The sequence below is a fragment of the Pelotomaculum schinkii genome, from assembly GCF_004369205.1.
GTDB lineage: Bacteria > Bacillota > Desulfotomaculia > Desulfotomaculales > Pelotomaculaceae > Pelotomaculum_C > Pelotomaculum_C schinkii.
In genome coordinates this window covers 821,497-845,073 of sequence record NZ_QFGA01000002.1, presented here as the reverse complement: position 1 = coordinate 845,073, position 23,577 = coordinate 821,497, and the positions used below count along the sequence as shown (strand labels likewise).

Below are 23,577 nucleotides of genomic sequence, written 5' to 3'. Positions count from 1 at the left end.
GAAACGTGGTTAAAATATTTTTCTCATTCTCCTCGATTACTGACAGAAGGCTGTCCTGCAATTCTGGTAATATTGTGGCAGCAAAGGCAAAATGCGATAATTGCTGTGATATAATAGGTTTATTGGTAGATAATTGGGAAACATACCTGGATTATAATTTGTCTTCTCAACTCTGGGATAAATCTAAACTTATCATCCGCTGGAGCGACATATGGTCGATACGGCAGCATGGCCCAGGCTCTGCTAACTGTGACAAGATAATTTCCTATCATAATAAAGAGTCATCATTTTTATTAATTAGTAAAAGAGGTGTTTGTATAGCAAATAATCATTGTTAGCGTCTAAAAGAGAAATATATTATTGAACCATTTTGGCTAAGCGGAGGAGGGATGAGTATGAGAATGAAGCTGCAATACGAATTGCAGAATTGTACCCTTGATTTGGATTACCGGAGAATGTTTTTAAGCTTTATAAAGAAGTCATTAGAAGAAAGTGATAATAAATTTTACCAGGAAATGTATGTAAGTAGCTTAAAAACAAAACGCTTTACTTTTTCTGTCCAGCTATACCGGGCTAAGTATATGGAGAATTCCGTCTTATTGGAGGAGCCAAAATTTGATGTTCTTCTTTCAACTGCTGATTACGGAATTTTCCTGAGGTTTTATAATGCTTTTCTAAGGCAGAAAAACATATCATTTCCAGTAAAACACGAGAATGTGATGAAGCTCTCAAAGATTTTCTTAGAAAATGAAATTACTATTACTTTAGAAGAGATGTTAATTTCATTGGCTAGTCCTCTGGTCGTCAGGGAACATATTAGGGAAACCAATAAGGACAACTATTATATCCATTCTGATGAAAAATTTCTTTCCTGCCTGAAAGCTATTATTAAAAATGATCTAGAAGGGCACGAACTTTTAACAGAAACCATGGTTGATGAACTGGAGGTTGAGTCTGTTGCCTGCAAATTTGTGCTGGTTAAGGCTTTCGGCTCAAGAATTCCGGCAAGCCTGGGCAAGTTTAGGCTCAAAGGGGACAAGCGGCTCTTGAAATATCTTTATGACTGTGGAATGGGGTCACGGCGGGGAGAAGGGTTTGGGATGTTCAGTTTAATGTAAGGAGGTGGAAGGATGAATGACTTTCTCAGGGTAGGTCTGCAAAATTTTCTGTATAATGCGGGCATTTTGGGCTTTATCGCGGTTTTAGATAAGGGGAAATGCAGCCATTACTATGAGATAAAGGGCTCCGATTTGTATATCGGTAAAGCATTGTTTTTAGATGATAATATTGATTTGGCCGTTATGTATTATGAGGCTTTACGGGAAAGATTTCAGGATGGAACTGTTTACCAGCGTATTGTTAATATGAATGACCAGCTGAAAAACAGCTCAATAGATGACGATTCTCTGGAAAAGTTAATGCAGGAGCTTAAAACATATCTGCAAAACAAAAGATATAAGTCCGGCTTTGAGATTGCTAAACAAAAAGGTGTTCAATATAACCCGTTGGAAGGTTTAAAAGCAATCAATGAGATGGAAAATGATGATGAAAAAATAAAAATGGCTATTGAAATTACAGATTACATTTTAAAATTCCCGGAGATATTTTGTTTTAAAGATATTGCAGAAATCAAAGTATCTAAGATATGGAACAATATTTCTTTTCTGTTACCTCATTACAAAATAAAAGATATGATTGACACCCATCGTAATGTATTTATCAAGCCGCTGAAAAACTGGATTAGTAAGTCGTATAAAGCAAAAGATTACTGCATTGAATGCGGAATATCCCTTCCCACCTCTCTCTCAAAAGGTTTGTCATGGTTAAATGATATGGGGGTGGATCATAAGAGGAAATACTCATATTTCTGGAACTTTAAACCTGATTCCTATTTATGTCCTCTCTGTGCCTTTATTTATTCCTGTACGCCTCTAGGTTTTTCCTATTCAGATTATAATGATGAGTGTGTATTTATTAACAATAGTGAAAGTATTGAAGCGCTTCAAAGAGACAATATTAGTGCAAAGAGTGACATTGATCATGAGGCTGAGAAGGAAAACATCGGCAGGCTGACATACCGGTTGATTAACAGGATTATAAATGAGCAATTACGACAGAAGCAAAAATATGAATTGAGCAATATACAGGTCATTATTAAACGACGGGATGGTCACTATGACATTAACTTGCTGTCTAGGACACACCTTAAGGTAATAAAAGAATGTGGAAAGGAGTTGGAGAGGTTAACGAAAGCCTATTTAACCATTTCCAACAAAAAAAAATCAAAGAGAAATTCAAACAAAAATTCAAAAAAGGACTCAAGTAAAGATCGATTGTACGTTTTTCAGGAATGTATTCGAAATTTGATTAATGGATATTACCAGTATGGCATTATTAATATGGCATTACGCAAGGGATTTTCCGATGGGGAAAACGTAGGATATGTCCGGCAACTACTTAAAGTTCAATTAGTTTCAAAAAAATATATAAAAGGGGGAAGCGCTATGGTTTCTGATGGGATGCTCTTTGCAGTTTCACAGGATGGAATACGCTTAAGGAAAAAATTTGAAAATAAAGACAAAAGTGACACCAAAAAGGATAGTGCAGACAATAAACTTAGAGGATTTGCCTATCAGTTGCTAAATGCGTTACAAGTGGGAGATTGTAATGGCTTCTTAAATATCGTAAGCCGTATATATATAGGTATGGGTGAGCCGATCCCCAATTTGTTTATGAAAATGCTTAATAATGAAGAAGCTTTTAAAAGTCTGGGATATGCCTATGTTTTAGGCTTGAAAGGTACAGCAGAAGAGTATAGCGCGGATAAACAGAAAAATAGTTATTCAGATGAAAATAGTAAGGAGGTTAAATAAACATGAAGTCAAAGGGATTAACATTATCAATGATATTTGAGGCGCAAAGCGGAAACTATGGCGAAGGTTTTGGCAATATCCAGGTGCTAAAAAAAATTTCCCGGGGTGACGGTGGGGTCTATAGCTATATCTCCAGACAAGCATTGCGTTATAACATCATCAACCAATTAGGTTGGGATAACACGCCGGTTGAAGGATCCGGAAGCGGTGACAAAAAGGTTGTTCAGTTTGCTCCAAGTACTAGAATATCCGATTATCCAGAGATTGATTTATTTGGCTATATGAAAACGGAGGAAGGCGAATACGGTATTAACCGTCCAGCAGTAGTACGCCTAAGTCACGCAATAGCCCTTGAAACTTATCATGCAGAAATGGATTATCTGACAAATATGGGCCTTGCTTTAAGAGGAAAAAACCTTGTTAACAGCATTTCTCAGAGTGAGATACACAAATCCTTTTATGCCTATACAATTACAATTGATTTAGACCGTGTGGGAAAAGATACCGACCAGGCAGGAGGAGTGACTGAAGAGATACCGGATGAAATAAAAGCTGCAAGAGTCGTGGACTTGCTAAAAACCGTCCAATTTCTTTACCGGGATATTAAAGGCCGCAGGGAAAATCTGGCGCCGGTATTTGCTATAGGGGGCGTTTACAACAGGAAAAATCCTTATTTTGAGGGCAGACTTAAGCTCAATAAATGCAGTCTGGATACTGATATCATCAAAGAAATGTTAAAGGATGAGGATGTCAAAGAAAATACATTAATTGGGTTATTAGACGGTATCCTGGACAATTCCGTTAAGATAAAAGCTGATCTTGCGCCGGTTGACATAAACAGCCTGTTCAATGCACTGATCAAGAAAGTTGAGGCGTATTACAATGAAAGCGGTAAAAATTAAGGCTTACGCAAGTTCAGCAAATTTTCGCAAGCCTTCCAGCTTTCAGATTAAAGAATCCTTTCCGCTACCGCCTTATTCAACAGTTATCGGCATGGTGCATACAGCGTGCGGTTACCGGCAATATGTACCCATGCGGGTTGCTGTGCAGGGAAGCTATGAATCTGTTGTGAATGATTTGTATACCCGGTATGAGTTTCTGGCTTTTGATAAAAATGATCTCAGCCGGCACAACCTGGTTATAGAAGACAACGGGCAAACCTTCGGGTTGTATTCTGTAAATAAAACCATCGTATCAAAGGGAAAAAAGGATTGGAAAAAATACGGTGTCAACAGAGGCACGGGCTATGTTGAGACACTAATAGGTTTAAAGCTGATTTTGCACATATGCCCTGACGAACAAGCCAGGATCGATGAGATATATAATGGTATCAAGTATCCGCAAACCTTTCTTGCCCTGGGCAGGCATGAAGATTTGCTGTGTATAGAAGATATTGCAATTGTTGAGATAACGGAACAGGATCATGATGTTATATTGGAACATGATTTATATATACCGGAACTTTATTTAGATAGATGGGATTACGATTTAAGACCAAAAGGTACTTTTTTTAAGCTGAATAAGGTGTTTGCAATTGACAGCAAAACTGGTGTGAGAAGGTGGGACAAGCCAATCAGAGCTTGCTACGCGGCACAGGGGAGCTCTCTTGAAAACCTGCTTCCCGTCGACAGCGAAGGAGATGTTGCTTTGATTATTTAGGGGGTCTTTAGATGGTCTTTTATGCTAAATCGGATGGCAAAACTACCATTGAAATGCATACCAGGGATTTGCTTAACCATCTCAGTAGATTTTTAAGCTGTTATCCTGCTGCCTTTGTAAATATAGACAGCAGGATAGCTGCTGCCATAAAAGTGGCTGCCCTATACCACGATCTAGGTAAAATCAATACAAGATTTCAGAACTCCATGTATAAAACAGCGTTGCTGCCGGATCTTTTGAAAGCTGCCTATAAAGAAAATCAGCTAGAGCAGATACCGCATGGTGTGTTGAGCCTGGCCTTTATGGATATACAGGAACTGAACAGGATGTTTGGAGAGGCAATAACCAAAGCTATCAGGCTGGCGGTCTGTTATCATCATGATAGAAAGTTAGTATACGAATTTAAAAACTATAAGACTTTGATATATGAAGTCATTGAAAAAGACCTGACAAGAAATGTTAAAGAACTGGATTTCACGCTGCTGGAATATCTGGTGCCCGTAAAAAGTGGTATTCTCAGGATGCCGGAGCCGGAGCGCATATCGGCTGAGCAGTGGCTGATTTATGCTATTATCAAAGGCATGCTGAACAGGCTGGATTATGCCGCCAGCAGCGGTCTGGAGGAAAATACTTTTGAAATTAAACACAATGATGGCGGGACAAACCTGCCTAAGCAAATACGTGCTAGATTTGCTCAAGAATTTAAGGCAGATTTAAATCAAGTCCAAAGATATATGCTGAATAATCGTGATAAAAACCTGGTCGTCAGGGCTTCTACTGGGATAGGCAAAACAGAAGGCGCCCTCTTATGGATTGGTGAGGACAAAGGTTTTTATACCCTTCCCCTTAAGGTGTCTATCAATGCGATCTATGACCGGATAGCTTCAGACTATAATTATAAAAATGTAAGGCTGCTCCATTCGGATGCTTTAACCAGGTATATTGACCAATCAGACAAAGATGGGGATACGGACCCGATGGTTTTATACAGCCAATCCCGTCTTTTCTCCAGTCCCCTCACCGTGTGTACAGTAGACCAGTTATTTCCCTTTGTTTTTAAACATAATGGCGGCGAACAATTGATTGCTACGCTGGCATACTCCAGGGTCGTTATTGATGAAATACAAATGTATTCCAGTGATATTGTTGCAGCGTTGGTATGCGGCTTGAAACTAATACAGGACGCAGGCGGTAGATTTGCTGTTATAACTGCCACCATGCCCGCAATTATAACAAATTTAATGAAGAATGAAGGGATTGACTTTACCTTGTCGGAGTCCTTCTTCCCTGAAAGTCCGGCCAGGCATTTTATGAGGCTTTACGATGGAGAGATTGATCTTGAGGCTATCAAAAGAGATGGCAAGGATAAAAAAGTGCTGGTGATAGTCAATACTGTTGGTAAAGCGCAGGAGTTGTATAGACAGTTAAAAGGCGAAAATGCAAGACTCTTGCATAGTCTTTTTATTAAGCGTCATCGTAAGATGCTGGAAGAGGCGATTATGAACTTTTCCAAATATGATGAAAAGGGTATCTGGATTACGACTCAGCTTGTTGAAGCCAGTCTGGATATTGATTTTGATGTGCTATACACGGAGATGTGTACCGGCGACAGTTTGCTTCAGCGTCTTGGCAGGTGTAACAGGCGGGGCAGGACAGTACCGGAAAAGCCGAATGTTTTTGTGTTCAATACAAAGAACGGGAGGCAAACGGGTAGTAATAAAGGCATCTATGACCGGGTTTTATATGATGTGTCGTGGGAGATGCTTAAGCCCTATGCGGACAGATTATTTGAGGAAAAAGAAAAGTTTGCATATGTAGATAGTATCTATGATGAGAATAAAAATAAGCAACTTATTGACAGCGGGTATTATAAGGATATTGTAAGAAAGCTGGAGGTGCTTAAAAACATCAAGCCCTTTGATAAGTCAAAAGAAAGAGTGCAAAACGAGTTCAGAGAAATTTTAAGCGTTACACTGATGCCGGATGCAGTCTATGAACAGCTTGGTGTGGCTGATAAATTGGATGAGTGGCAGGCGAGACTAAAAAAAGACAGCGGACTTGCAAATCATGATAAAATTAAATTGAAAAGTGATATACAGGACTATACTGTTAGCGTAAGTCTGAGTTACCGCAACGACAGAAGAGTTGACAAGGGTGCCGTTGAAATTATTTATCAAAATAGCGGTATTTTTAGAAGTATGAATGAGTATGAGTTTGATGAAGAGAGTTTGTTGGGTGTGGGCTTTGTCAAGGGAAAATTTAAGCCTGATAATAGTTTGTAGGTGCATAGTATGAAACGAAAGATCACCGGGATGATGTATGCTTATTTTCACTTATGTAAACGCAAGCTATGGTATTCAAGCTACAACATCGACATGGAACAGGACAATGAAAACGTACTCATTGGCCGTTTTATTGATGAGGGCAGCTATTCCAGAAAGGACAAACATCTATTGGTGGATGGCGTCATTAATATTGATTATATTGATAAAGGCATTATCCATGAGATTAAAAAAACAAAAAAGATGGATCAAATGGCGATAGCCCAGGCCAAGTATTATATTTATTATTTAAAGAAAATGAACATTGATGTCACCGAAGCAGTTATTGATTATCCCCTGTTGAAGGAAAAGCAAAAAGTTTTATGGAGTGATGCCGACGCACTGGAGATTGAACGGAATCTATTGGAAATAGAGGTTATTCTGGGGAGAGAATTTCCGCCTAACGATTATCAAAAAAAGTCAGTATGTCGGAAATGCGCTTTTTTTGATATTTGCTATATTGGGGGTGACTTATGAAGCAAGCCTATTACATTTTCTCAAATGGAATCCTTAAACGCAATGATAACACTTTGCAACTCGTTTACGAAGATGGTCAGAAAAAGGATATCCCTATTGAACGGGTTGACGAACTCTACATTTTAGGTGAAACGTCTGTCAATACCAAGCTCTTGGATTTTTTGGCTAAAAACAATATTTGTATTCATTTTTATAATTATTACGAGTATTATGTTGGCAGTTTTACACCGAGAGAAAGCTTGGTGTCAGGGAAGGTTTTGATCTGTCAGGTTCAGCACAATCAAGATCATGGAAAAAGGATGGCATTGGCTAAAGCGGTTATTCAAGCAGCTTCCTACAATATATATAGAAATATCAGATACTACAATAAACGGGGTAAAGACCTTGAAAGCCACATGGCAAGAATTGAAAATCTTCGTGACAGCATTAATTATTGTGAAAACATAGAGGAATTAATGGGTGTGGAAGGAAACATCCGTAAAATATATTATGATACATGGGAAACTATTATCAATCAGCAAATTGATTTTAGAAAAAGGGTTAAGCATCCCCCGGATAATATGATCAATTCCTTGATATCTTTCATAAATTCCCTGGTGTATACCAAAGTTCTAAGTGAAATTTATAAAACGCAATTAAATCCCACCGTCAGCTTCTTGCATGAACCAAGTACAAAAAGATTTTCACTGAGCCTTGATATTGCTGAAGTTTTTAAACCATTAATAGCGGACAGGCTGATTTTTACTTTGTTGAATAAGAATATGATTAATGAAAAATCCTTTGATGTGGATCAATATTATCTGAGGTTAAAGCCACAAGCATTAAAATTAATTACGAATGAGCTGGATCAGAAACTAAAGACAACTATAAAACACAGGGATTTAGGGCGGGATGTTTCTTATCAATACTTAATCCGGCTGGAGTTGTACAAGCTTATCAAGCATATCATTGGGGAAAAACCTTATCAGGGTTTTAAGATTTGGTGGTGATTGGTTTGTATGTCATACTGGTCTATGATATAAGTAATGAAGAAAACGGGCCGAAGACATGGCGCAGGGTTTTTAAAATTTGCAAGAAATATTTGACCCATATTCAGGACTCAGTATTTGAAGGAGAGCTTAGCGAGTCCCAAATATTTAAGCTAAAAGGCGAGTTAAAAAAACATTTACGCACTGATTTAGATTCATGCATTATTTTTAAGAGCAGGAATGAAAAATGGCTGGATAAAGAGTTTTGGGGAAGGGAGGACAATGCGACTAGTAATTTTCTATAAACATATATGCATGATTGTCTTATGTCGAACCTATATAGTGTAAAAATTCTGGTGGTTCGACATATAAATATTTGAAAAAAATGATATATCTTTAGCTGTAATGCATATTAAGTGTAAGATATACAAGATTTAATGCATATCCTGTATAATATACATTCTTTTCGGGTTGAGATTGAACCATAGTGGAATGTAAATGCAGATGGTTTGGGACGGTAGTTTTAAAGATGTTCGTTGAGATTGAACCATAGTGGAATGTAAATCCAGGGGTACTCATACATTTAGCACCATCACCAAAGTTGAGATTGAACCATAGTGGAATGTAAATTTGGTCTGCCGTATCGGACAAAAGAACGATGGTTCCGTTGAGATTGAACCATAGTGGAATGTAAATTGTCGATTTCCCCGTCACCTTCAACCTCATGATACCGTTGAGATTGAACCATAGTGGAATGTAAATCCGTAAGCTGCTGGATTGTCAGCCTGGTATTCTCCGTTGAGATTGAACCATAGTGGAATGTAAATGCCAGCTGATGAGGGAGCCCGCTATGAGATAGCTAGTTGAGATTGAACCATAGTGGAATGTAAATTAGATTGCTGCTGTTGCTGCATCCATTTTTTAACGTTGAGATTGAACCATAGTGGAATGTAAATGAAGGTATTTGGACTGAGGCGGTCGGGGCGCTTAAGTTGAGATTGAACCATAGTGGAATGTAAATTCGATTAGTGCCTTGATGATTTCCACCCGGAGCTCGTTGAGATTGAACCATAGTGGAATGTAAATGCAGAAAATTGAAGACATGATGGGGTACGCATACCGTTGAGATTGAACCATAGTGGAATGTAAATTAATACAAACCAGGCTGAGCGTTTGTGTCGCCGGTAGTTGAGATTGAACCATAGTGGAATGTAAATGGCAGCAAGTGGAGGCTGGCTGATTGGATAATTAGGTTGAGATTGAACCATAGTGGAATGTAAATGAAGAAATATTAAAGGTAACAGATAGGCTTATAACGTTGAGATTGAACCATAGTGGAATGTAAATTCGCTAATGGCAGCCTGGACGTTCCTGGAGGCGAGTTGAGATTGAACCATAGTGGAATGTAAATTTAGCATGGCAACCGGTGCTGCTGCCGGGCTTAAGTTGAGATTGAACCATAGTGGAATGTAAATACAGAACGCATGTACATGTTTGTAACGTAACTGAGTTGAGATTGAACCATAGTGGAATGTAAATTAGCTTGTGAAGTTTGCCGTCTCCGTCAGTGGCAGTTGAGATTGAACCATAGTGGAATGTAAATGAAAATATCTCCGTTGATTAACTTGCGAAGGAATGCGTTGAGATTGAACCATAGTGGAATGTAAATGATTTCACTGCGCTGCTGGTTAAATTGAATCTTTTGTTGAGATTGAACCATAGTGGAATGTAAATACATGTCAGCGTAAGATTAAGGCATCTCAGCGAAGTTGAGATTGAACCATAGTGGAATGTAAATCTTCCTGCTCAGTCTTCAACCCAGGCAGCGCCTTCAGTTGAGATTGAACCATAGTGGAATGTAAATGGAGAAATACGAGAAAAAGAAGCAGCAGTTGTTTGAGTTGAGATTGAACCATAGTGGAATGTAAATTTGCTGATCTCGGTTATCTCCGGCCGCCCCGGTATCTGTTGAGATTGAACCATAGTGGAATGTAAATTTGTCAACCACCAGCCGCAGGTGCGGCCTCTCTGGTTGAGATTGAACCATAGTGGAATGTAAATACACTTGAAAGATTGTACAATGATGGCAAACTGAGTTGAGATTGAACCATAGTGGAATGTAAATGGACCTATAAGGTTGACAACTTCCTCGTGCCCACGTTGAGATTGAACCATAGTGGAATGTAAATCCTTTATCGTATTGTGATTGAGGCTGGTCGCAATCCGTTGAGATTGAACCATAGTGGAATGTAAATCCTCTAAGCCCGTCAATAACCTCCCACTGAAAAGCGTTGAGATTGAACCATAGTGGAATGTAAATGCCCATACCTAGACCCAAGGCGTAGACGAATTTAGGTTGAGATTGAACCATAGTGGAATGTAAATGAATTTAGTGAAATAATTAAAAACCTCCCTGGTTTGTTGAGATTGAACCATAGTGGAATGTAAATTTGAATAAACCCATTATTTAGCACCTCCTTAATTAAGTTGAGATTGAACCATAGTGGAATGTAAATTGAACTGTTCTACCCCTATCTACCCTGTCAGCGTCGTTGAGATTGAACCATAGTGGAATGTAAATAAATAAAAATAATAATTGACAGTATATTATTAGTAAGTTGAGATTGAACCATAGTGGAATGTAAATCCTCATAAGAAAGCCCCTGACCGGAGCCTGCCAGGGTTGAGATTGAACCATAGTGGAATGTAAATTCCTTGCTTATTCTTTCAGAGCCTATCGGCACCCGTTGAGATTGAACCATAGTGGAATGTAAATTGTTGTCTATGAACAGGATAGATTTAACCGGAACATGTTGAGATTGAACCATAGTGGAATGTAAATTCGCCGTTAATGATTTTCGCGTTCATTAAGGTTTCGTTGAGATTGAACCATAGTGGAATGTAAATTGGTTTCGATGGGTTTTTCCTTGAGCTGGCGTTCAGTTGAGATTGAACCATAGTGGAATGTAAATATGCTTGAGCTCGCTCAACTCCAGATACAGCGGCCGGTTGAGATTGAACCATAGTGGAATGTAAATCTGTCCTTATGATTGACAGAGAGGAGGCGACATTAAGTTGAGATTGAACCATAGTGGAATGTAAATTCGCCACAGGGGAGAGCATGGCGCCCCTTTCACATAGTTGAGATTGAACCATAGTGGAATGTAAATTGGCCGCAAAAGGAGCAGCAGCCGAGGAAACTAAAGTTGAGATTGAACCATAGTGGAATGTAAATCTTAATATTCGTATGAGTATGTGGTATATTTGTTTGGTTGAGATTGAACCATAGTGGAATGTAAATCCTTTTATCGCCCACATGACGGCATCGCGTTGGTGGTTGAGATTGAACCATAGTGGAATGTAAATTAAATTATAGGCTAAACTTATCCACCTACTTTGAGTTGAGATTGAACCATAGTGGAATGTAAATTTCGACAAAATAGATTCTTCCAGCAAGGTCATATTGTGTTGAGATTGAACCATAGTGAGCTTGCCCCATTAAAATAGACATAGAAAATGGCGGATTATCTTCTGTTTTCACAGATTTTCAATTTTAGGCTGGGAATGAGGCTTAGCAAATTCTTTCTCATGTTCGACCAAGTATCGAATAAGAGCCGTGGCCGCCCTTGACATGGAGCCTCGCACCCGTGTTGCCAAGGACCAAGGGGCCAGTATCGCTTTGCTTATGGCCCTTGCCAATCAAGGCTAACACGGGCATTCTCCATGTAAAGGGTCTTCGCTTCGCTACGATGAACGGCCACTTACGCTGCTGTTTTAAAGGATTGTTCGTATTCGACTGGCGACATATATCCAAGGGCTGAATGCAGCCGAACCCGGTTGTAAAAGACTTCAATATATTCAAAGATGGCTTGACGGGCTTCAGCTCTTGTTTTAAATCGGGTACCATAAATCAGTTCCCTCTTCAGGGTTCCAAAAAACGATTCCATACAGGCGTTGTCATAACAATTACCTTTGCGGCTCATACTGGCGTTCATTTCGTAGTCCTTTAAAGCTTGCTGGTATTCATGACTGGCATATTGACTCCCGCGGTCTGAGTGATGAATAAGTCCTGCTGATGGCCGATACCGCCAAACTGCCTGTCTGAGAGCATCCAGGACCAACTGGCGAGTCATTGTACTGTCCATAGCCCAGCCCACAATCTTTCTTTGGAACAGGTCTTCAATAGCTGCAAGGTATAACCACCCTTCATCCGTTGCGACATATGTAATATCAGCAACCCAGACCTGATTAGGATGGCTGGCAGTAAAGTTCTGATTAACAATGTTTTCAGCAACCGGATAATGGTGCTTTGAGTTAGTGGTAGCCTTAAATTTTCTCCTTGTCTTGGCGGCTATATCGTTCTCCCGCATCAGGCGGGCCACCCGGTTCCGGCTGCAAGTAATGCCTTGTTTCTTCAAGGTCCTGGTTATTCTCGGACTACCATAAGTACCCCGGGAAATCTGATGAACCTTACGGATCTTTTTAATTAGTTCTTTATTCCGGATTTTTCGCCGGCTTTCCGGCCTTTTCAGCCAAGCATAGTAACCGCTTCGAGAGACTCCAAAAACCTGGCACATCTTCTCCACCCGAAATTTGAAGCGGTGCTGATTAATAAACTTATAAGCTATTTCTGGTGTCTTGCGAAGATGGCCGTGGCCTTTTTTAGAATGGCGTTTTCCTCTTGTAAATCAGCTATCATTTTTTTTAAACGCCTGGTTTCTGCGTCCTCTGGCAGTAGATTGCCGCTGCCTGGAAAAGCGTTTTCCTTATGTTCTTTATACTGACTAACCCATTTGTGCAGGGTGTTCTCATGGATACCGAGTTCTTTGGCCACCGTTGCCACGGATCGCCCCAACTCTACTACCAGGCGGACCGCTTCTTCTTTAAAATGCTTATCGTAACGTTTCATGATGGACACCTCCACTGGTTTTATTGTACCAGCCATTTACCGTGTCCATCAAATCGGGTCAGGTTTATAGTGGAATGTAAATATATTCACAGTGACGAGTATACACTTGAAGGATTAGTTGAGATTGAACCATAGTGGAATGTAAATACATTGAGGTCAAGGTGAATGGGGCTACTGTTACCTCCGTTGAGATTGAACCATAGTGGAATGTAAATTAGTTCCACTTAGATGGCATCATCTACCTCCATCAGTTGAGATTGAACCATAGTGGAATGTAAATTAATCATCAGAAACATAAATAGCCGCTGCACTACGTTGAGATTGAACCATAGTGGAATGTAAATATATATTCACCTTTTGGATAAGATACTGCCCTTGAGTTGAGATTGAACCATAGTGGAATGTAAATCTAGTAGAATTAATTTGGGCACCTTTCCTGTTTTGGTTGAGATTGAACCATAGTGGAATGTAAATGGGTACTGTAGCTACCACGACGAAAACCTGAGTTAGTTGAGATTGAACCATAGTGGAATGTAAATGCGAACTCCTGGCGCTATCCATGGCTAACTGGAAGTTGAGATTGAACCATAGTGGAATGTAAATTATCATGTCAAGCCCTTTTTGAAACTTTTTGTAGCAGTTGAGATTGAACCATAGTGGAATGTAAATACAAATGGAATGAGGTTCAGTTGTTAATCCATGGAGTTGAGATTGAACCATAGTGGAATGTAAATCCGTCGAACCGGTCGCTCTCTCAGAGGCTATCCTAGTTGAGATTGAACCATAGTGGAATGTAAATGTTGGTGAGATAGCTTCAACCGGTGTCGCCCTGGATGTTGAGATTGAACCATAAGATTGTTGGCTGGGCTATGGATAGCACCATGACCCGCAAGTTGGTCCTGGATGCCCTCAGACAGGCAGTTTGGCGGTATAAACCGTCAGCAGGATTGGTTCACCACTCTGACCGTGGGAGCCATGCGCGACAAGAAGTCGCTTGATATATTGCCGAAAGGCTACCCTATCCATTCGGGGTAACTCTATTGCGACTAGCGCAGATGGTAACGTCTGGGTTAGAAAGCTCGCAAGACAATGTGGAAATCCGAGTAGCCTAAAACTGGGATAACTGCTAGAGTAAGAGAGCTATGGAGAACGTAAAGTGAACCACTGTAGGAATCGTTACGCTGGAGGAAGCGAAATAGGCTGAAACGCTTCGACCAAAATGGTAAGGAGTCGAGCAACGGCTAACTGGCAAACCAATGCGAATGGATGAAGAACTCCCGGTTTAAAGGTGGCTCCTAAGGCTTTCACAATTATGTATCATGCGGAACTTGGTAACCCCTATATGCTCCTCACGAGAAACTGAAACGGATAATGAAATGAGGTATCTAACCGTAAGGAAAAGAAACGGCATAGAGGGCAGAAGAAAAGGATAAAAAGCAAACGCTACTTTTGTAATGAAAGAAGATAGGGGTTCAAGCTTTGCCCTAACCTGAAAGGGTGCTGACTTATCCTATGGTATTTCTTGGCAGGAAAGGACAGTAAGCTTATGAATTTTAGTAACTCAACGACGGATAAAACCGAGAGGCTAAAAGACAAAAAGACACTGGCTGCTCAATGGGAATCCATTGACTGGACGCGGGTGCAAAAAGATGTGAATAGGCTACAGACCAGAATTGCCAAGGCAACAGTGAAGGGCGACAAGAACAAAGTCAAAAGGTTACAATACTTACTAACCCATTCATTTTGTGCAAAATCCTATGCGGTAAAGAAAGTAACTTCGAACAAGGGGAAAAACACTTCTGGCATAGACAAAAAGTTATGGTCAACATCATCTTCAAAAATGAAAGCGGTGTTAACACTTTCAGATAAGCACTACCGGTTTAAACCCCTAATTTTAGAGTCTACTCCCCTTATTCTCTTGTTTACATAGAATTAATAAATATTGCTCACGGAACAGGAAAACCAATAAGCCTCAATTCATTTATTGTGAACAGCTAAGGCGACATGACTGGCAAGCCTTGACTCGCCGTGAGGTTGTCGAATCAGGGGCGGGCGAGGGTACGGTAGACGGTATCATTGATTATCTCGCCCGCCCCCGGTCTAGTATTCTGCCACGGCGGTCAAGGCCAAGCCGCTATGCGGTTGCCAGCCATGTCTGGGCCAAATGGTCAAGGCGAAACCTCTTAATTAAAGGGGAACAAGCTCTGGTCCCGGCATCCGGTATCTTAAGAGGCAATTAGCTAAACTCTAATGATAAAGGGTTTGAGTTCACCTGCACGCAGTCTCTGCCGGAATTCGTAAGGCGAAAAGTCATACAAGCTACCATGTATACGCCGTTCATTATAAAACTGAATGTATTCACTAACTATCTGATAGGCTTCTTGATATGATGAAAATTCGTACCGACTCAAACATTCTAACTCAAGTAAGGCGTGAAAAGACTCTATATGGGCATTTTTATTCGGTGTTTTAGGTGGAATCCGCTCATGTTCGACAGTAAATTTCACACAGGCCTCTTCGAACACATGGCTTATAAATTGGGGACCGTTATCGCTTCGGATGACTGGTCGGATATCAGTTTCAAAGAGCTGCCGTTTCCACAAAGCCCGTTGCAGGATCTGGGCGGCATGTTTCCCTTCACAAGATAGTCCCAGGTGGTAATCTACAATCATTCGGTCATAAACATCAATGAAGCTCATCAGGTAGAAAAAACGGTCTTCTTTAGCAACGTAGCAATACTTTAAGTCTACTTCCCATAGTTGATCAGAGACTGTAATCTGGCGATTGGCTGCCAAGCGTCTGGGGTGATTAACCTTAATCCGCCGCTGTGGCGCCAGTATATCTAGCTCTTTGCAAAGCCTGTAAACTTTTTTATGGTTAATTATCAGGTTGTGCTGCCGGCGCAGGCAAATAGCTAATTTCCGGTATCCGTAAGTACTTTCTTCCCCGGCAACCAGTTCCATCAACCATTCCTTGATTTGTTCATCACTTACCAGCTGCCGGTCCTTTGTCCAAGAATATATGGTGTTGGGCCTTCCGCTTCTTGGGCTATGTTTTTTGGAAGTCTGACTCTCTGATTTTTTTCGATGGTAGTAAGTTGCTTCAAGAACACCAACAATTTTCAATACCATTTTGCATGCATGTCCCCGAGCAATCCACTTGTTGGCTATTTCTATTCTGTCGGATAGCCCGGGCGAGTCTTTTTTACCAGGTCCCTAAGTATGGAAATCTCTAAATCTTTTTCACCAAGCAACTTCTTAAGAGTGTTATTTTCCTTTTCTATTTGCTTGAATTCCTGGGGTGATGGAATGTATGCCGCTACCTTTTTAGCATTTCCATCCGTTTCCTTCCAAGCTTTGTATTTAGATTCTTGAATCCAGCGGTATAATGATTTTTCACTAATTCCGTGCCGCTTGGCAACTGAAAGAGCATTACCGACTTCCTGGGCTTCTTTAACAAGCTGCTCTTTGAAATCCTGAGGATATCTTTTACGTTTCATCCATACCCCTCCGTTAATATTAGTTTATATTAATAAGGGGGTATGGCTCAAACTCAATTAAGGGGCTTAATAGCTACAAGGCCAAACCCCTTAGAAGAGTCTACATTGAAAAGAAAGGGAAAAATAAGAAACGACCGCTGGGAATTCCCACCATGTACGACAGAGCCATGCAGACATTGTATGCACTAGCGCTCGAACCAGTAGCCGAAACTACAGGAGACCATGTTTCTTTTGGTTTTCGTAAGGGAAGAAGTGCTAAAGATGCCTGTGAACAGATATTTTGTGTATTAGCAAGAAAGTGTTCCCCTGCCTGGATATTAGAAGGGGATATTAAAGGCTGCTTTGACAACATCAACCATGATTGGCTACAAGATAATATACCAATGGATAAAAGAATTATGAAGCAGTTCTCGAAGTCAGGATTCATATACCAAGGAAATCTCTTTCCTACGGTCTCAGGTTCGCCGCAAGGAGGAGCCATTTCCAGTCTTTATGCAAATATGACACTAGATGGTCTTGAAAAACTAATTCAGGATAAATACCATCGGAACTCAAAAGGTAAAGTAGAAAACCATTATCGAGCAAAAACCAAAGTAAATTTGGTGCGATATGCGGATGACTTCATCATTACTGCGAATACAAGAGAAATAGCGGAAGAACTCAAAGAGATAGTCGGTCAGTTCCTTGAAAATCGAGGATTAACTTTATCCTGTAATCTTGCTCGTAAAGTAGTCCTGGCAGGCAGGATTTTTTTGCACATTGATTATCTAAAAGATGATTCAGAACCCTCCCCAATCTGCTAAAATATTTGCAGTTTCTTTGGGGAGGTTATTATTTTGCAAATTCCTTGGAATCTACCTGTTAAGCTATCAATCTATGCCAAGGACAGATACTCAGTGGTCTTTCCCGTACTTATCAAGTGCCCTTGCTGCAATTCTGCAGTCAAGCTGAAACGGCACGGCTTCTATGAACGCAATGCACTAGCCAACAAACGATGTTACCGTATCAGCATCTGCCGGTACCTGTGTCCTGCCTGCTTAAAGACGGTATCTCTTTTGCCCTGGTTTCTTCTGCCTTACTTCCAACATAACCGTAATACCATATTAAAAAGCCTGCGGGAGAGTTTTAGAAAAACAACTGCTGCCGTTGGCCGCCAACTAGCCGCTTTTTACCATAAGCGCTTCTTAGCCAATACCCCCGCCATTGTCAGTGCTTTAAGAGAACAGCACTGGCGAGAGCGACTTCCTGCGGATAAAAACAAAGGGGCCATAAAGATAGTCCGCCGGTTAAACTTCACTCGGGCAAGTGAAACGACCTTGGCAGAGGTCAATAGTTTATCCAACCGGATCTTGGCTAACTTTATGGCAAGATCATTTTAACATCTCCCCTGGGGTATGCGGCAAGTATATTTTATCCACACAACTTTTGCATGGCGGTATATGGCCTTTTTACCATATAATTTTCACCGTGAGGTTAACCGGTTATCCTCCAATACATCTGTTGGAGGTGCTTTAAAAATGGCTTTGACCGAAGAGCAGAAAATGGAGGTGGCCCTTTTCCGTTTCGGCTTGATCGCTCCCTTGCTAAACAATCAAGTTGATAATCCGAAAGTCTACCTGGAGAAGGTTTCCGCCCTAGTCTATGACGTCCCCTACTACGGAAGAAAAGAGTTCTGTGACAAAACCTTTCGCCGTTGGCTTTTGGACTACCGCAAAGACAATCTGGAAGGGCTTAAGCCTCAAAACCGTAAAGACAAGGGACAGTCAAGAGTAATCAGCGAGGACCTTGCTGAGAAAATTATAGCTTTTAGGCATGAAAACCCAGGCTTGAGCGTTATGCTTCTTTACGACCAAATGGCCAAAGAAGGGCTAATCTTGCGCTCCGAGGTTTCTTACCATTCGGTCTACCGCTTTCTCAAGAAGAAAAATCTGGCCAAACCCCTGGCGGATAAAGTCGTGGTTAAGGACCGCAAGCGCTTTGCCTACGATGAGGTAAACCGGATGTGGCAGGGCGATATGATGACAGGCCCTTATGTCATAGTCAATGGTAAGAAGAAGCCTACTTATCTTTTTGCCTTTATTGATGACTGTTCCCGTTTGGTTACTTTCGCCCAGTTTTCTTTTGAACAAAATTTCGACGCCATGAAAAAAGTCTATATCGAAGCGGTTATTCGCCGGGGTATACCCAAGATTGTTTACCTGGACAACGGTAAGGTTTACCGCTCTCAATTATTTCACTGGGCCTGTGCCCAAATGGGTACCACGGTTTCCCATACCGAGCCTTTCGATGCACCCAGCAAGGGGAAAATCGAACGGATTTTTCGTACGGTAAGAGAACGTTTCCTGCCACTTCTGTCTTATCCGGTGACATCCCTGGATGAATTGAACCGTGCTTTTGGAAAATGGCTGGAGGAAGACTACCATCGACGTGTTCACTCATCCCTGGGTATGTCTCCCCTCGACAAGTACTTGAGCTTGGTAAACCAGGTTAAGTTCGCCCGGGAGCCGGATTTGGTCCGGGAGTTATTCTTAAAAAGGGAGTCCCGCCGGGTTCACAATGATGCCACCGTCTCTATCGGGGGTAGGCTCTTCGAAGTGCCGCCCGCTCTAATCGGCCAGAAGGTGGAGGTGCGGTTTGAACCAAACGACTTAAGCAAGATATTGATTTATGCTAATGACAAGTTTGTAGGTAAGGGTTTACCGGTTCAATTGGCGGATAACGCCAGAATGAAGCGCAACCGCAGTGAAAATGATATTTCTCCCCAGGTATTATCTTTTCATGAAGCCCTTTTAAAAAAGGAGAGTGGTAAATGATGTTTACCGCCTTCTACTCCCTTGCTGCCAGACCTTTTGCGAAAGATATCAAAGCAGAGGAGATGTACCTGTCATCTTCCCACCAGGAACTTCTGGCCCGGCTAAATTATCTAAAACACAGCCGTGGTATCGGCATGGTGGTGGGCGAACCCGGTTCCGGCAAAACTTCCGGTCTGCGTACTTTTGTGGTTTCCCTCAATCCCTCTCTCTACCGGGTGGCCTACTTCCCGCTTTCTACGGTTACTGTTACGGATTTCTACAGGGGGCTGGCTTTTAGCCTGGGTCTTGAACCTGCTTTCCGCAAAGTGGATTTGTTCAATCAAATTCAGGAGGCTATCCAAAACAACTATTCCGGCAAGAAAGTTGTTCCTGTTATTATTCTGGACGAACTGCAGTTGGCCAGTACGAAGTTTTTCAGTGACCTCCATTTGTTGTTCAATTTTTCGATGGACTCTGAAAACCCATTTGTATTGGTACTCTGTGGAATGCCTGCTCTGGCAATTAAAATGTCGTTGACCCATAACCAACCTTTAAATCAAAGGTTAATTATGCGCTACAAGATGGCTCCCTTGACAAAAGAGGAAACAAAAAATTACTTGGAGAACCATATGCGCCTAGCCGGCTCCAACTACCCGATCTTTTCAGACACTGCCGTAGAAGCTATTGCTACAGTGAGCCGGGGCTGGCCCCGCTTAATTAACAACCTTGCTACTACCAGCTTAATCTTTGGCTGTCAGAAGTTGCTTAAATATATTGATGAGGAGGCTGTGAGGCAGGCTGCTGTTGAATTAGGCATGTAACCATTATCCTATTTCGGGTCGGTCGTTGGCCGGCCTTTTCCTTAACTCATACATTTTGCAAAACATATATTGTGCAATTTTTAAGTTTTTCCAAACAAAAATTGTGCAAATTTTGCAGTTTGAATAGAAATTTTAAGCCTAATTATTGTGCAAATCGCTAGGACAAAGATTCTGCAAAATTACATTATCCGAAGAGAAAACAAGGATTACGCATATAGACGATGGATTCGACTTTCTTGGTTGGACATTTCGAAAGTTCAAGGGAAAATTAATTGTCAAACCATCAAAGAATTCCATCAAAACCCTGACAAAGAAATGTGCTTCTATCATCCTGAAAGAAGGAAAGGCAGATGTCAATCCGAACTCATCCGAAGGTTAAATCAAGTGATTAGAGGATGGACAAACTATCACAGACATGTTGTGGCAAGTCAAGCCTTTTCTTGCGTCAATAACACACTATATCTTTTATTACAACAATGGGCAAAACACCGACACCCAAACAAAAGTAAATGGTGGAGATTGAACAAATATTGGCATGAAAAGAATGGGAAAAGATGGTTGTTTATGACAGATGAGTACAGTCTTATCAACCTGAGAAGAATAAAGATCATCCGCCACCCTAAATTGCAGATTTCTAAAAATCCCTTTATACACGAAGAGTATTTCGTGAAAAGGAAAATGAAACTGAAATCACTGGTTGCCGCCAGAAATGGTGAAGAAATGCTTGAGCCGTATGAGCGGGAAACTCTCACGTACGGTTCTTAGACGAGGGAAAGGGAGCAATTCCTTTTCTTTAGTCGATTATGCCAGCCATGAATACCAGCAAGCTTTAAAGGACTACGAAATGAACGCCAGTATGAGCCGCAAAGGTAATTGTTATGACAACGCCTGTATGGAATCGTTCTTTGGAACCCTGAAGAGGGAACTGATTTATGGTACCCGATTTAAAACAAGAGCTGAAGCCCGTCAAGCCATCTTTGAATATATTGAAGTCTTTTACAACCGGGTTCGGCTGCATTCAGCCCTTGGATATATGTCGCCAGTCGAATACGAACAATCCTTTAAAACAGCAGCGTAAGTGGCCGTTCATCGTAGCGAAGCGAAGACCCTTTACATGGAGAATGCCCGTGTTAGCCTTGATTGGCAAGGGCCATAAGCAAAGCGATACTGGCCCCTTGGCCCTTGGCAACACGGGTGCGAGGCTCCATGTCAAGGGCGGCCACGGCTCTTTTTTCGAAATCCTATGAAAACAGGAGAAAACCCGCCATTTCCCGTGTCTATTTTAACGGGGCAAGCTCATTTCGTATGTCTTGCATGTCTGCGGTTGAGATTGAACCATAGTGGAATGTAAATCTGTATCTCCGGGTTACTCTCGCATTGCACCGGGTTGAGATTGAACCATAGTGGAATGTAAATAGGATTAAAACTAATCTCCAACTATGCAGAACTACTGTTGAGATTGAACCATAGTGGAATGTAAATCTGTGATAAGTTACATTATATACGTCGTAGTGTTCAGTTGAGATTGAACCATAGTGGAATGTAAATATCTATGATATGAAAGCGAGTGATATTTATGACAAAGTTGAGATTGAACCATAGTGGAATGTAAATCGGCTCGGTGAAGTAACCGACCACCCTGGTCATGGTTGAGATTGAACCATAGTGGAATGTAAATACCTAATTGTTACCAAAACTCTTCTTCCGTAACCCTTAGTTGCTGTTTTAAAATTTTCCGCCATAAGTTGTCCGGGAGCTCTTTACTAAGTGCATGGCTGACCCTTGTGCGAAGGATATCACCATTTGTCAGCACCTTTTCATAATACCAGTGGTCTGTGTCCCTGAGCAGAGTCCAGCCGTTGTTGTCGCAATATCGTTTTAAATCTGCAAATTTAGGAGGCATTTACTCTAGCTCCAGTAGAGATCTGATCTCACTGTCGTCGTTACAAAGCGTTACCCGCAAGACATATGGAAATGCCCTTTGCGGTTGGGCGCGTTTAAGAAGAGTTGGCTCCGGTCCAGGTAATCCCTGGCGTAAAGCTTTAGCTCCTTAGCTAGTTCATCAAGCGCAGCTTCCTTATTCGAAGCGTTAACAGCGATGTCTAACTCGTTTAAAGCAGCAGTGACAGAGCCGTCCTCTTCCGGCAAAATCTCCGGCTTAACGTGATAGGCTTGTAAAATATCCTGCTGCAATTCGCGCCGCAATACGATGACTTCTTCATTTTGACGCCGGTTGATAATAACCGGATGATATCTGTGCCAGACACCGTCATAGATTTCACTAAGTGTCTTTCGGGCATTAGTAAAACTAACTTCCGTCAGCATAGTCAATCTCCTTTCACCTCCAGCCTAACATAAAATGTACATTATGTACAAATTAAGATATGCTGGAATTGTTTAAAGTAATGCTCATTATTAAACAACGGGGATTTATTGCCGGTGTGCAAGGATTTCACTATGGCAGATGCGCTGACACTGTTACAAAAACAACCGGTAATACTACTTGGGTAACAATAGATGAATAAAGAACTGTTTGCAAAGTGGTGATTAGCTATTGATGATAACCAAGAACTGCTCGTTAGTGGCACCCTGGTGTGGTACTACTATATCTGCCCACGGGAGGTGTGGTTACATCGGTGCCAAATCATTCCCGACCAGGATGACACCAATGTTTCGCTGGGGCGTTTCATTCAGGATTACTCCTATCCCAGGGAACGTAAAGAGCTGGCTGTGAGGAACAGCAAAAGGGATGTTTTCAGGGGAAAAGAATAAATGGAAGTCCAGTTTACTCGGACTTCCATTTATTCTTTCTGTAGGTTTCAAATGCTTTGATTAAATCAGGTCTGTTTTTTAAGAATTGGACAAAATCGGCTATACACTCCAGGGTTTTAGTACTGATGGTATGCTCGATTTTTTCGGTTTCTTCAAGCACGTTTTCGGTTATTCCCAACAGCTTTAAAAAGTCTTCGATAATCTGATGCCGTTCCAGTAGGGCTTCGCCTATTTCCTTACCCTTATCGTTTAATAATACTATGCCGTATTTCTCATAATTGACAACCCCTGCGTCAGCAAGCTTTTGGACCATTTTGGTAGCGGAAGGAGGTTGCACGTTTAGGGCCGCCGCCAGGTCATGGATCCTGGTGAAACCAATATATTGGGACAACCGGTAAATCATTTCCAGGTAATCTTCCATGGATGCAGTCAGCAGGTCGTCTTTTTTCATATATTCACGAAAGGTGAAAAATCCTTTTTTCAATG

22 protein-coding genes, 3 pseudogenes and 3 CRISPR repeat arrays are annotated in these 23,577 nt (G+C 41.2%); of the genes and pseudogenes, 19 read left to right on the top strand and 6 right to left on the bottom strand.

The annotated features are described in order from the left end of the window. Positions 1–395: 395 nt before the first annotated feature. From cas6 to cas2, 8 genes are read left to right on the top strand one after another with little or no spacing between them, the layout of a single operon-like run. Positions 396–1,118, top strand: coding sequence for a CRISPR-associated endoribonuclease Cas6 (cas6, locus tag Psch_RS14890; RefSeq protein ID WP_190258644.1), 723 nt, complete (start codon positions 396–398; stop codon positions 1,116–1,118). A gap of 12 nt (positions 1,119–1,130) precedes the next feature. Continuing rightward, positions 1,131–2,873, top strand: a complete 1,743-nt coding sequence (gene cas8a1 / locus Psch_RS14885; RefSeq protein WP_190258643.1) for a type I-B CRISPR-associated protein Cas8b1/Cst1 — start codon at positions 1,131–1,133, stop codon at positions 2,871–2,873. Between the two features lie 2 nt (positions 2,874–2,875). Next, complete coding sequence (cas7i, locus tag Psch_RS14880; RefSeq protein ID WP_190258642.1) at positions 2,876–3,775, top strand: type I-B CRISPR-associated protein Cas7/Cst2/DevR; 900 nt, start codon at positions 2,876–2,878, stop codon at positions 3,773–3,775. After that, on the top strand, positions 3,756–4,532 hold the full coding sequence (gene cas5 / locus Psch_RS14875; protein ID WP_190258641.1) for a CRISPR-associated protein Cas5: 777 nt from the start codon (positions 3,756–3,758) through the stop codon (positions 4,530–4,532). The genes cas7i and cas5 overlap by 20 nt, the downstream gene beginning before the upstream one ends. Before the next feature lie 11 nt (positions 4,533–4,543). Next, positions 4,544–6,814, top strand: a complete 2,271-nt coding sequence (gene cas3, locus Psch_RS14870) for a CRISPR-associated helicase Cas3' (RefSeq protein ID WP_190258640.1) — start codon at positions 4,544–4,546, stop codon at positions 6,812–6,814. A 9-nt stretch (positions 6,815–6,823) separates the two neighbouring features. After that, the gene (locus tag Psch_RS14865; RefSeq protein WP_190258639.1) at positions 6,824–7,330 is read left to right on the top strand and encodes a CRISPR-associated protein Cas4; all 507 of its coding nucleotides are present in this window, start codon (positions 6,824–6,826) and stop codon (positions 7,328–7,330) included. Next, positions 7,327–8,319, top strand: a complete 993-nt coding sequence (gene cas1b, locus Psch_RS14860; RefSeq protein WP_190258638.1) for a type I-B CRISPR-associated endonuclease Cas1b — start codon at positions 7,327–7,329, stop codon at positions 8,317–8,319. Before Psch_RS14865 ends, cas1b begins: the two co-directional genes overlap by 4 nt. 5 nt (positions 8,320–8,324) lie before the next feature. Next, positions 8,325–8,603 carry a CRISPR-associated endonuclease Cas2 gene (cas2, locus tag Psch_RS14855; protein WP_190258637.1) on the top strand — a complete coding sequence of 93 codons (279 nt, stop codon included), beginning with the start codon at positions 8,325–8,327 and terminating at the stop codon, positions 8,601–8,603. Positions 8,604–8,768: 165 nt separating this feature from the next. After that, a CRISPR array of direct repeats spans positions 8,769–11,728; the repeat unit is 30 nt; unit sequence GTTGAGATTGAACCATAGTGGAATGTAAAT. Between the two features lie 331 nt (positions 11,729–12,059). Here the strand turns inward: cas2 and Psch_RS14850 are convergent. Further along, a protein-coding gene (locus Psch_RS14850) for an IS3 family transposase (RefSeq protein ID WP_243123975.1) occupies positions 12,060–13,207 on the bottom strand; the annotation gives its coding sequence in 2 pieces (ribosomal slippage) (positions 12,060–12,955 and positions 12,955–13,207; 1,149 coding nt in all). A gap of 117 nt (positions 13,208–13,324) precedes the next feature. Next, a CRISPR array of direct repeats spans positions 13,325–14,006; the repeat unit is 30 nt; unit sequence GTTGAGATTGAACCATAGTGGAATGTAAAT. Between the two features lie 22 nt (positions 14,007–14,028). On the opposite strand from Psch_RS14850, the pseudogene Psch_RS21720 reads away from it, so the two are divergent. The 3 genes and pseudogenes from Psch_RS21720 to Psch_RS14840 all read left to right on the top strand — a co-directional run. Further along, positions 14,029–14,178: pseudogene (locus tag Psch_RS21720) on the top strand (DDE-type integrase/transposase/recombinase); the annotation flags it as partial. A 575-nt stretch (positions 14,179–14,753) separates the two neighbouring features. After that, positions 14,754–15,137, top strand: a complete 384-nt coding sequence (locus tag Psch_RS14845; protein WP_243124140.1) for a reverse transcriptase N-terminal domain-containing protein — start codon at positions 14,754–14,756, stop codon at positions 15,135–15,137. An 88-nt stretch (positions 15,138–15,225) separates the two neighbouring features. Continuing rightward, positions 15,226–15,447, top strand: coding sequence for a hypothetical protein (locus Psch_RS14840; RefSeq protein ID WP_134220457.1), 222 nt, complete (start codon positions 15,226–15,228; stop codon positions 15,445–15,447). Here the strand turns inward: Psch_RS14840 and Psch_RS14835 are convergent, their stop codons facing one another. Together Psch_RS14835 and Psch_RS14830 are read right to left on the bottom strand one after the other, a co-directional pair. Next, the gene (locus Psch_RS14835; RefSeq protein ID WP_134220456.1) at positions 15,448–16,338 is read right to left on the bottom strand and encodes an IS3 family transposase; all 891 of its coding nucleotides are present in this window, start codon (positions 16,336–16,338) and stop codon (positions 15,448–15,450) included. A 41-nt stretch (positions 16,339–16,379) separates the two neighbouring features. After that, complete coding sequence (locus Psch_RS14830; protein WP_134220455.1) at positions 16,380–16,706, bottom strand: transposase; 327 nt, start codon at positions 16,704–16,706, stop codon at positions 16,380–16,382. A 26-nt stretch (positions 16,707–16,732) separates the two neighbouring features. Between Psch_RS14830 and Psch_RS14825 the strand changes: the two genes are divergently transcribed. The 7 genes and pseudogenes from Psch_RS14825 to Psch_RS14800 form a co-directional block, all read left to right on the top strand. Beyond that, positions 16,733–17,509 carry a reverse transcriptase domain-containing protein gene (locus Psch_RS14825; RefSeq protein WP_345789096.1) on the top strand — a complete coding sequence of 259 codons (777 nt, stop codon included), beginning with the start codon at positions 16,733–16,735 and terminating at the stop codon, positions 17,507–17,509. A gap of 33 nt (positions 17,510–17,542) precedes the next feature. Continuing rightward, the gene (locus Psch_RS14820; protein ID WP_190258636.1) at positions 17,543–18,085 is read left to right on the top strand and encodes a DUF6431 domain-containing protein; all 543 of its coding nucleotides are present in this window, start codon (positions 17,543–17,545) and stop codon (positions 18,083–18,085) included. A gap of 144 nt (positions 18,086–18,229) precedes the next feature. Further along, complete coding sequence (locus Psch_RS14815) at positions 18,230–19,519, top strand: DDE-type integrase/transposase/recombinase (protein WP_243120839.1); 1,290 nt, start codon at positions 18,230–18,232, stop codon at positions 19,517–19,519. Then, positions 19,516–20,319, top strand: coding sequence for an ExeA family protein (locus Psch_RS14810; protein ID WP_243124139.1), 804 nt, complete (start codon positions 19,516–19,518; stop codon positions 20,317–20,319). The genes Psch_RS14815 and Psch_RS14810 overlap by 4 nt, the downstream gene beginning before the upstream one ends. Positions 20,320–20,634: 315 nt before the next feature. Then, a pseudogene (locus Psch_RS21245) lies at positions 20,635–20,793 on the top strand (group II intron maturase-specific domain-containing protein); the annotation flags it as partial. Positions 20,794–20,883: 90 nt separating this feature from the next. Then, complete coding sequence (locus Psch_RS21240) at positions 20,884–21,084, top strand: hypothetical protein (RefSeq protein WP_243124171.1); 201 nt, start codon at positions 20,884–20,886, stop codon at positions 21,082–21,084. 28 nt (positions 21,085–21,112) lie between these two features. Further along, positions 21,113–21,397, top strand: a pseudogene (locus Psch_RS14800) (IS3 family transposase); the annotation flags it as partial. A 245-nt stretch (positions 21,398–21,642) separates the two neighbouring features. Next, positions 21,643–21,997: a CRISPR direct-repeat array (repeat unit 30 nt; unit sequence GTTGAGATTGAACCATAGTGGAATGTAAAT). Positions 21,998–22,006: 9 nt separating this feature from the next. Here the strand turns inward: Psch_RS14800 and Psch_RS14795 are convergent. Both Psch_RS14795 and Psch_RS14790 read right to left on the bottom strand, forming a co-directional pair. After that, positions 22,007–22,222, bottom strand: coding sequence for a type II toxin-antitoxin system HicA family toxin (locus Psch_RS14795; protein ID WP_190258635.1), 216 nt, complete (start codon positions 22,220–22,222; stop codon positions 22,007–22,009). Between the two features lie 50 nt (positions 22,223–22,272). Beyond that, positions 22,273–22,644, bottom strand: a complete 372-nt coding sequence (locus Psch_RS14790) for an exoribonuclease R (protein WP_243124138.1) — start codon at positions 22,642–22,644, stop codon at positions 22,273–22,275. Positions 22,645–22,911: 267 nt separating this feature from the next. Between Psch_RS14790 and Psch_RS14785 the strand changes: the two genes are divergently transcribed. Further along, positions 22,912–23,091: a Dna2/Cas4 domain-containing protein gene (locus Psch_RS14785; RefSeq protein ID WP_282432471.1), complete on the top strand. Its 180-nt coding sequence runs from the start codon at positions 22,912–22,914 to the stop codon at positions 23,089–23,091. Between the two features lie 13 nt (positions 23,092–23,104). Here the strand turns inward: Psch_RS14785 and mntR are convergent, their stop codons facing one another. After that, entirely contained in the window at positions 23,105–23,542 is a 438-nt protein-coding gene (mntR, locus tag Psch_RS14780; RefSeq protein ID WP_190258873.1) for a transcriptional regulator MntR, read from the bottom strand. Between the last annotated feature and the right edge of the window lie 35 nt (positions 23,543–23,577).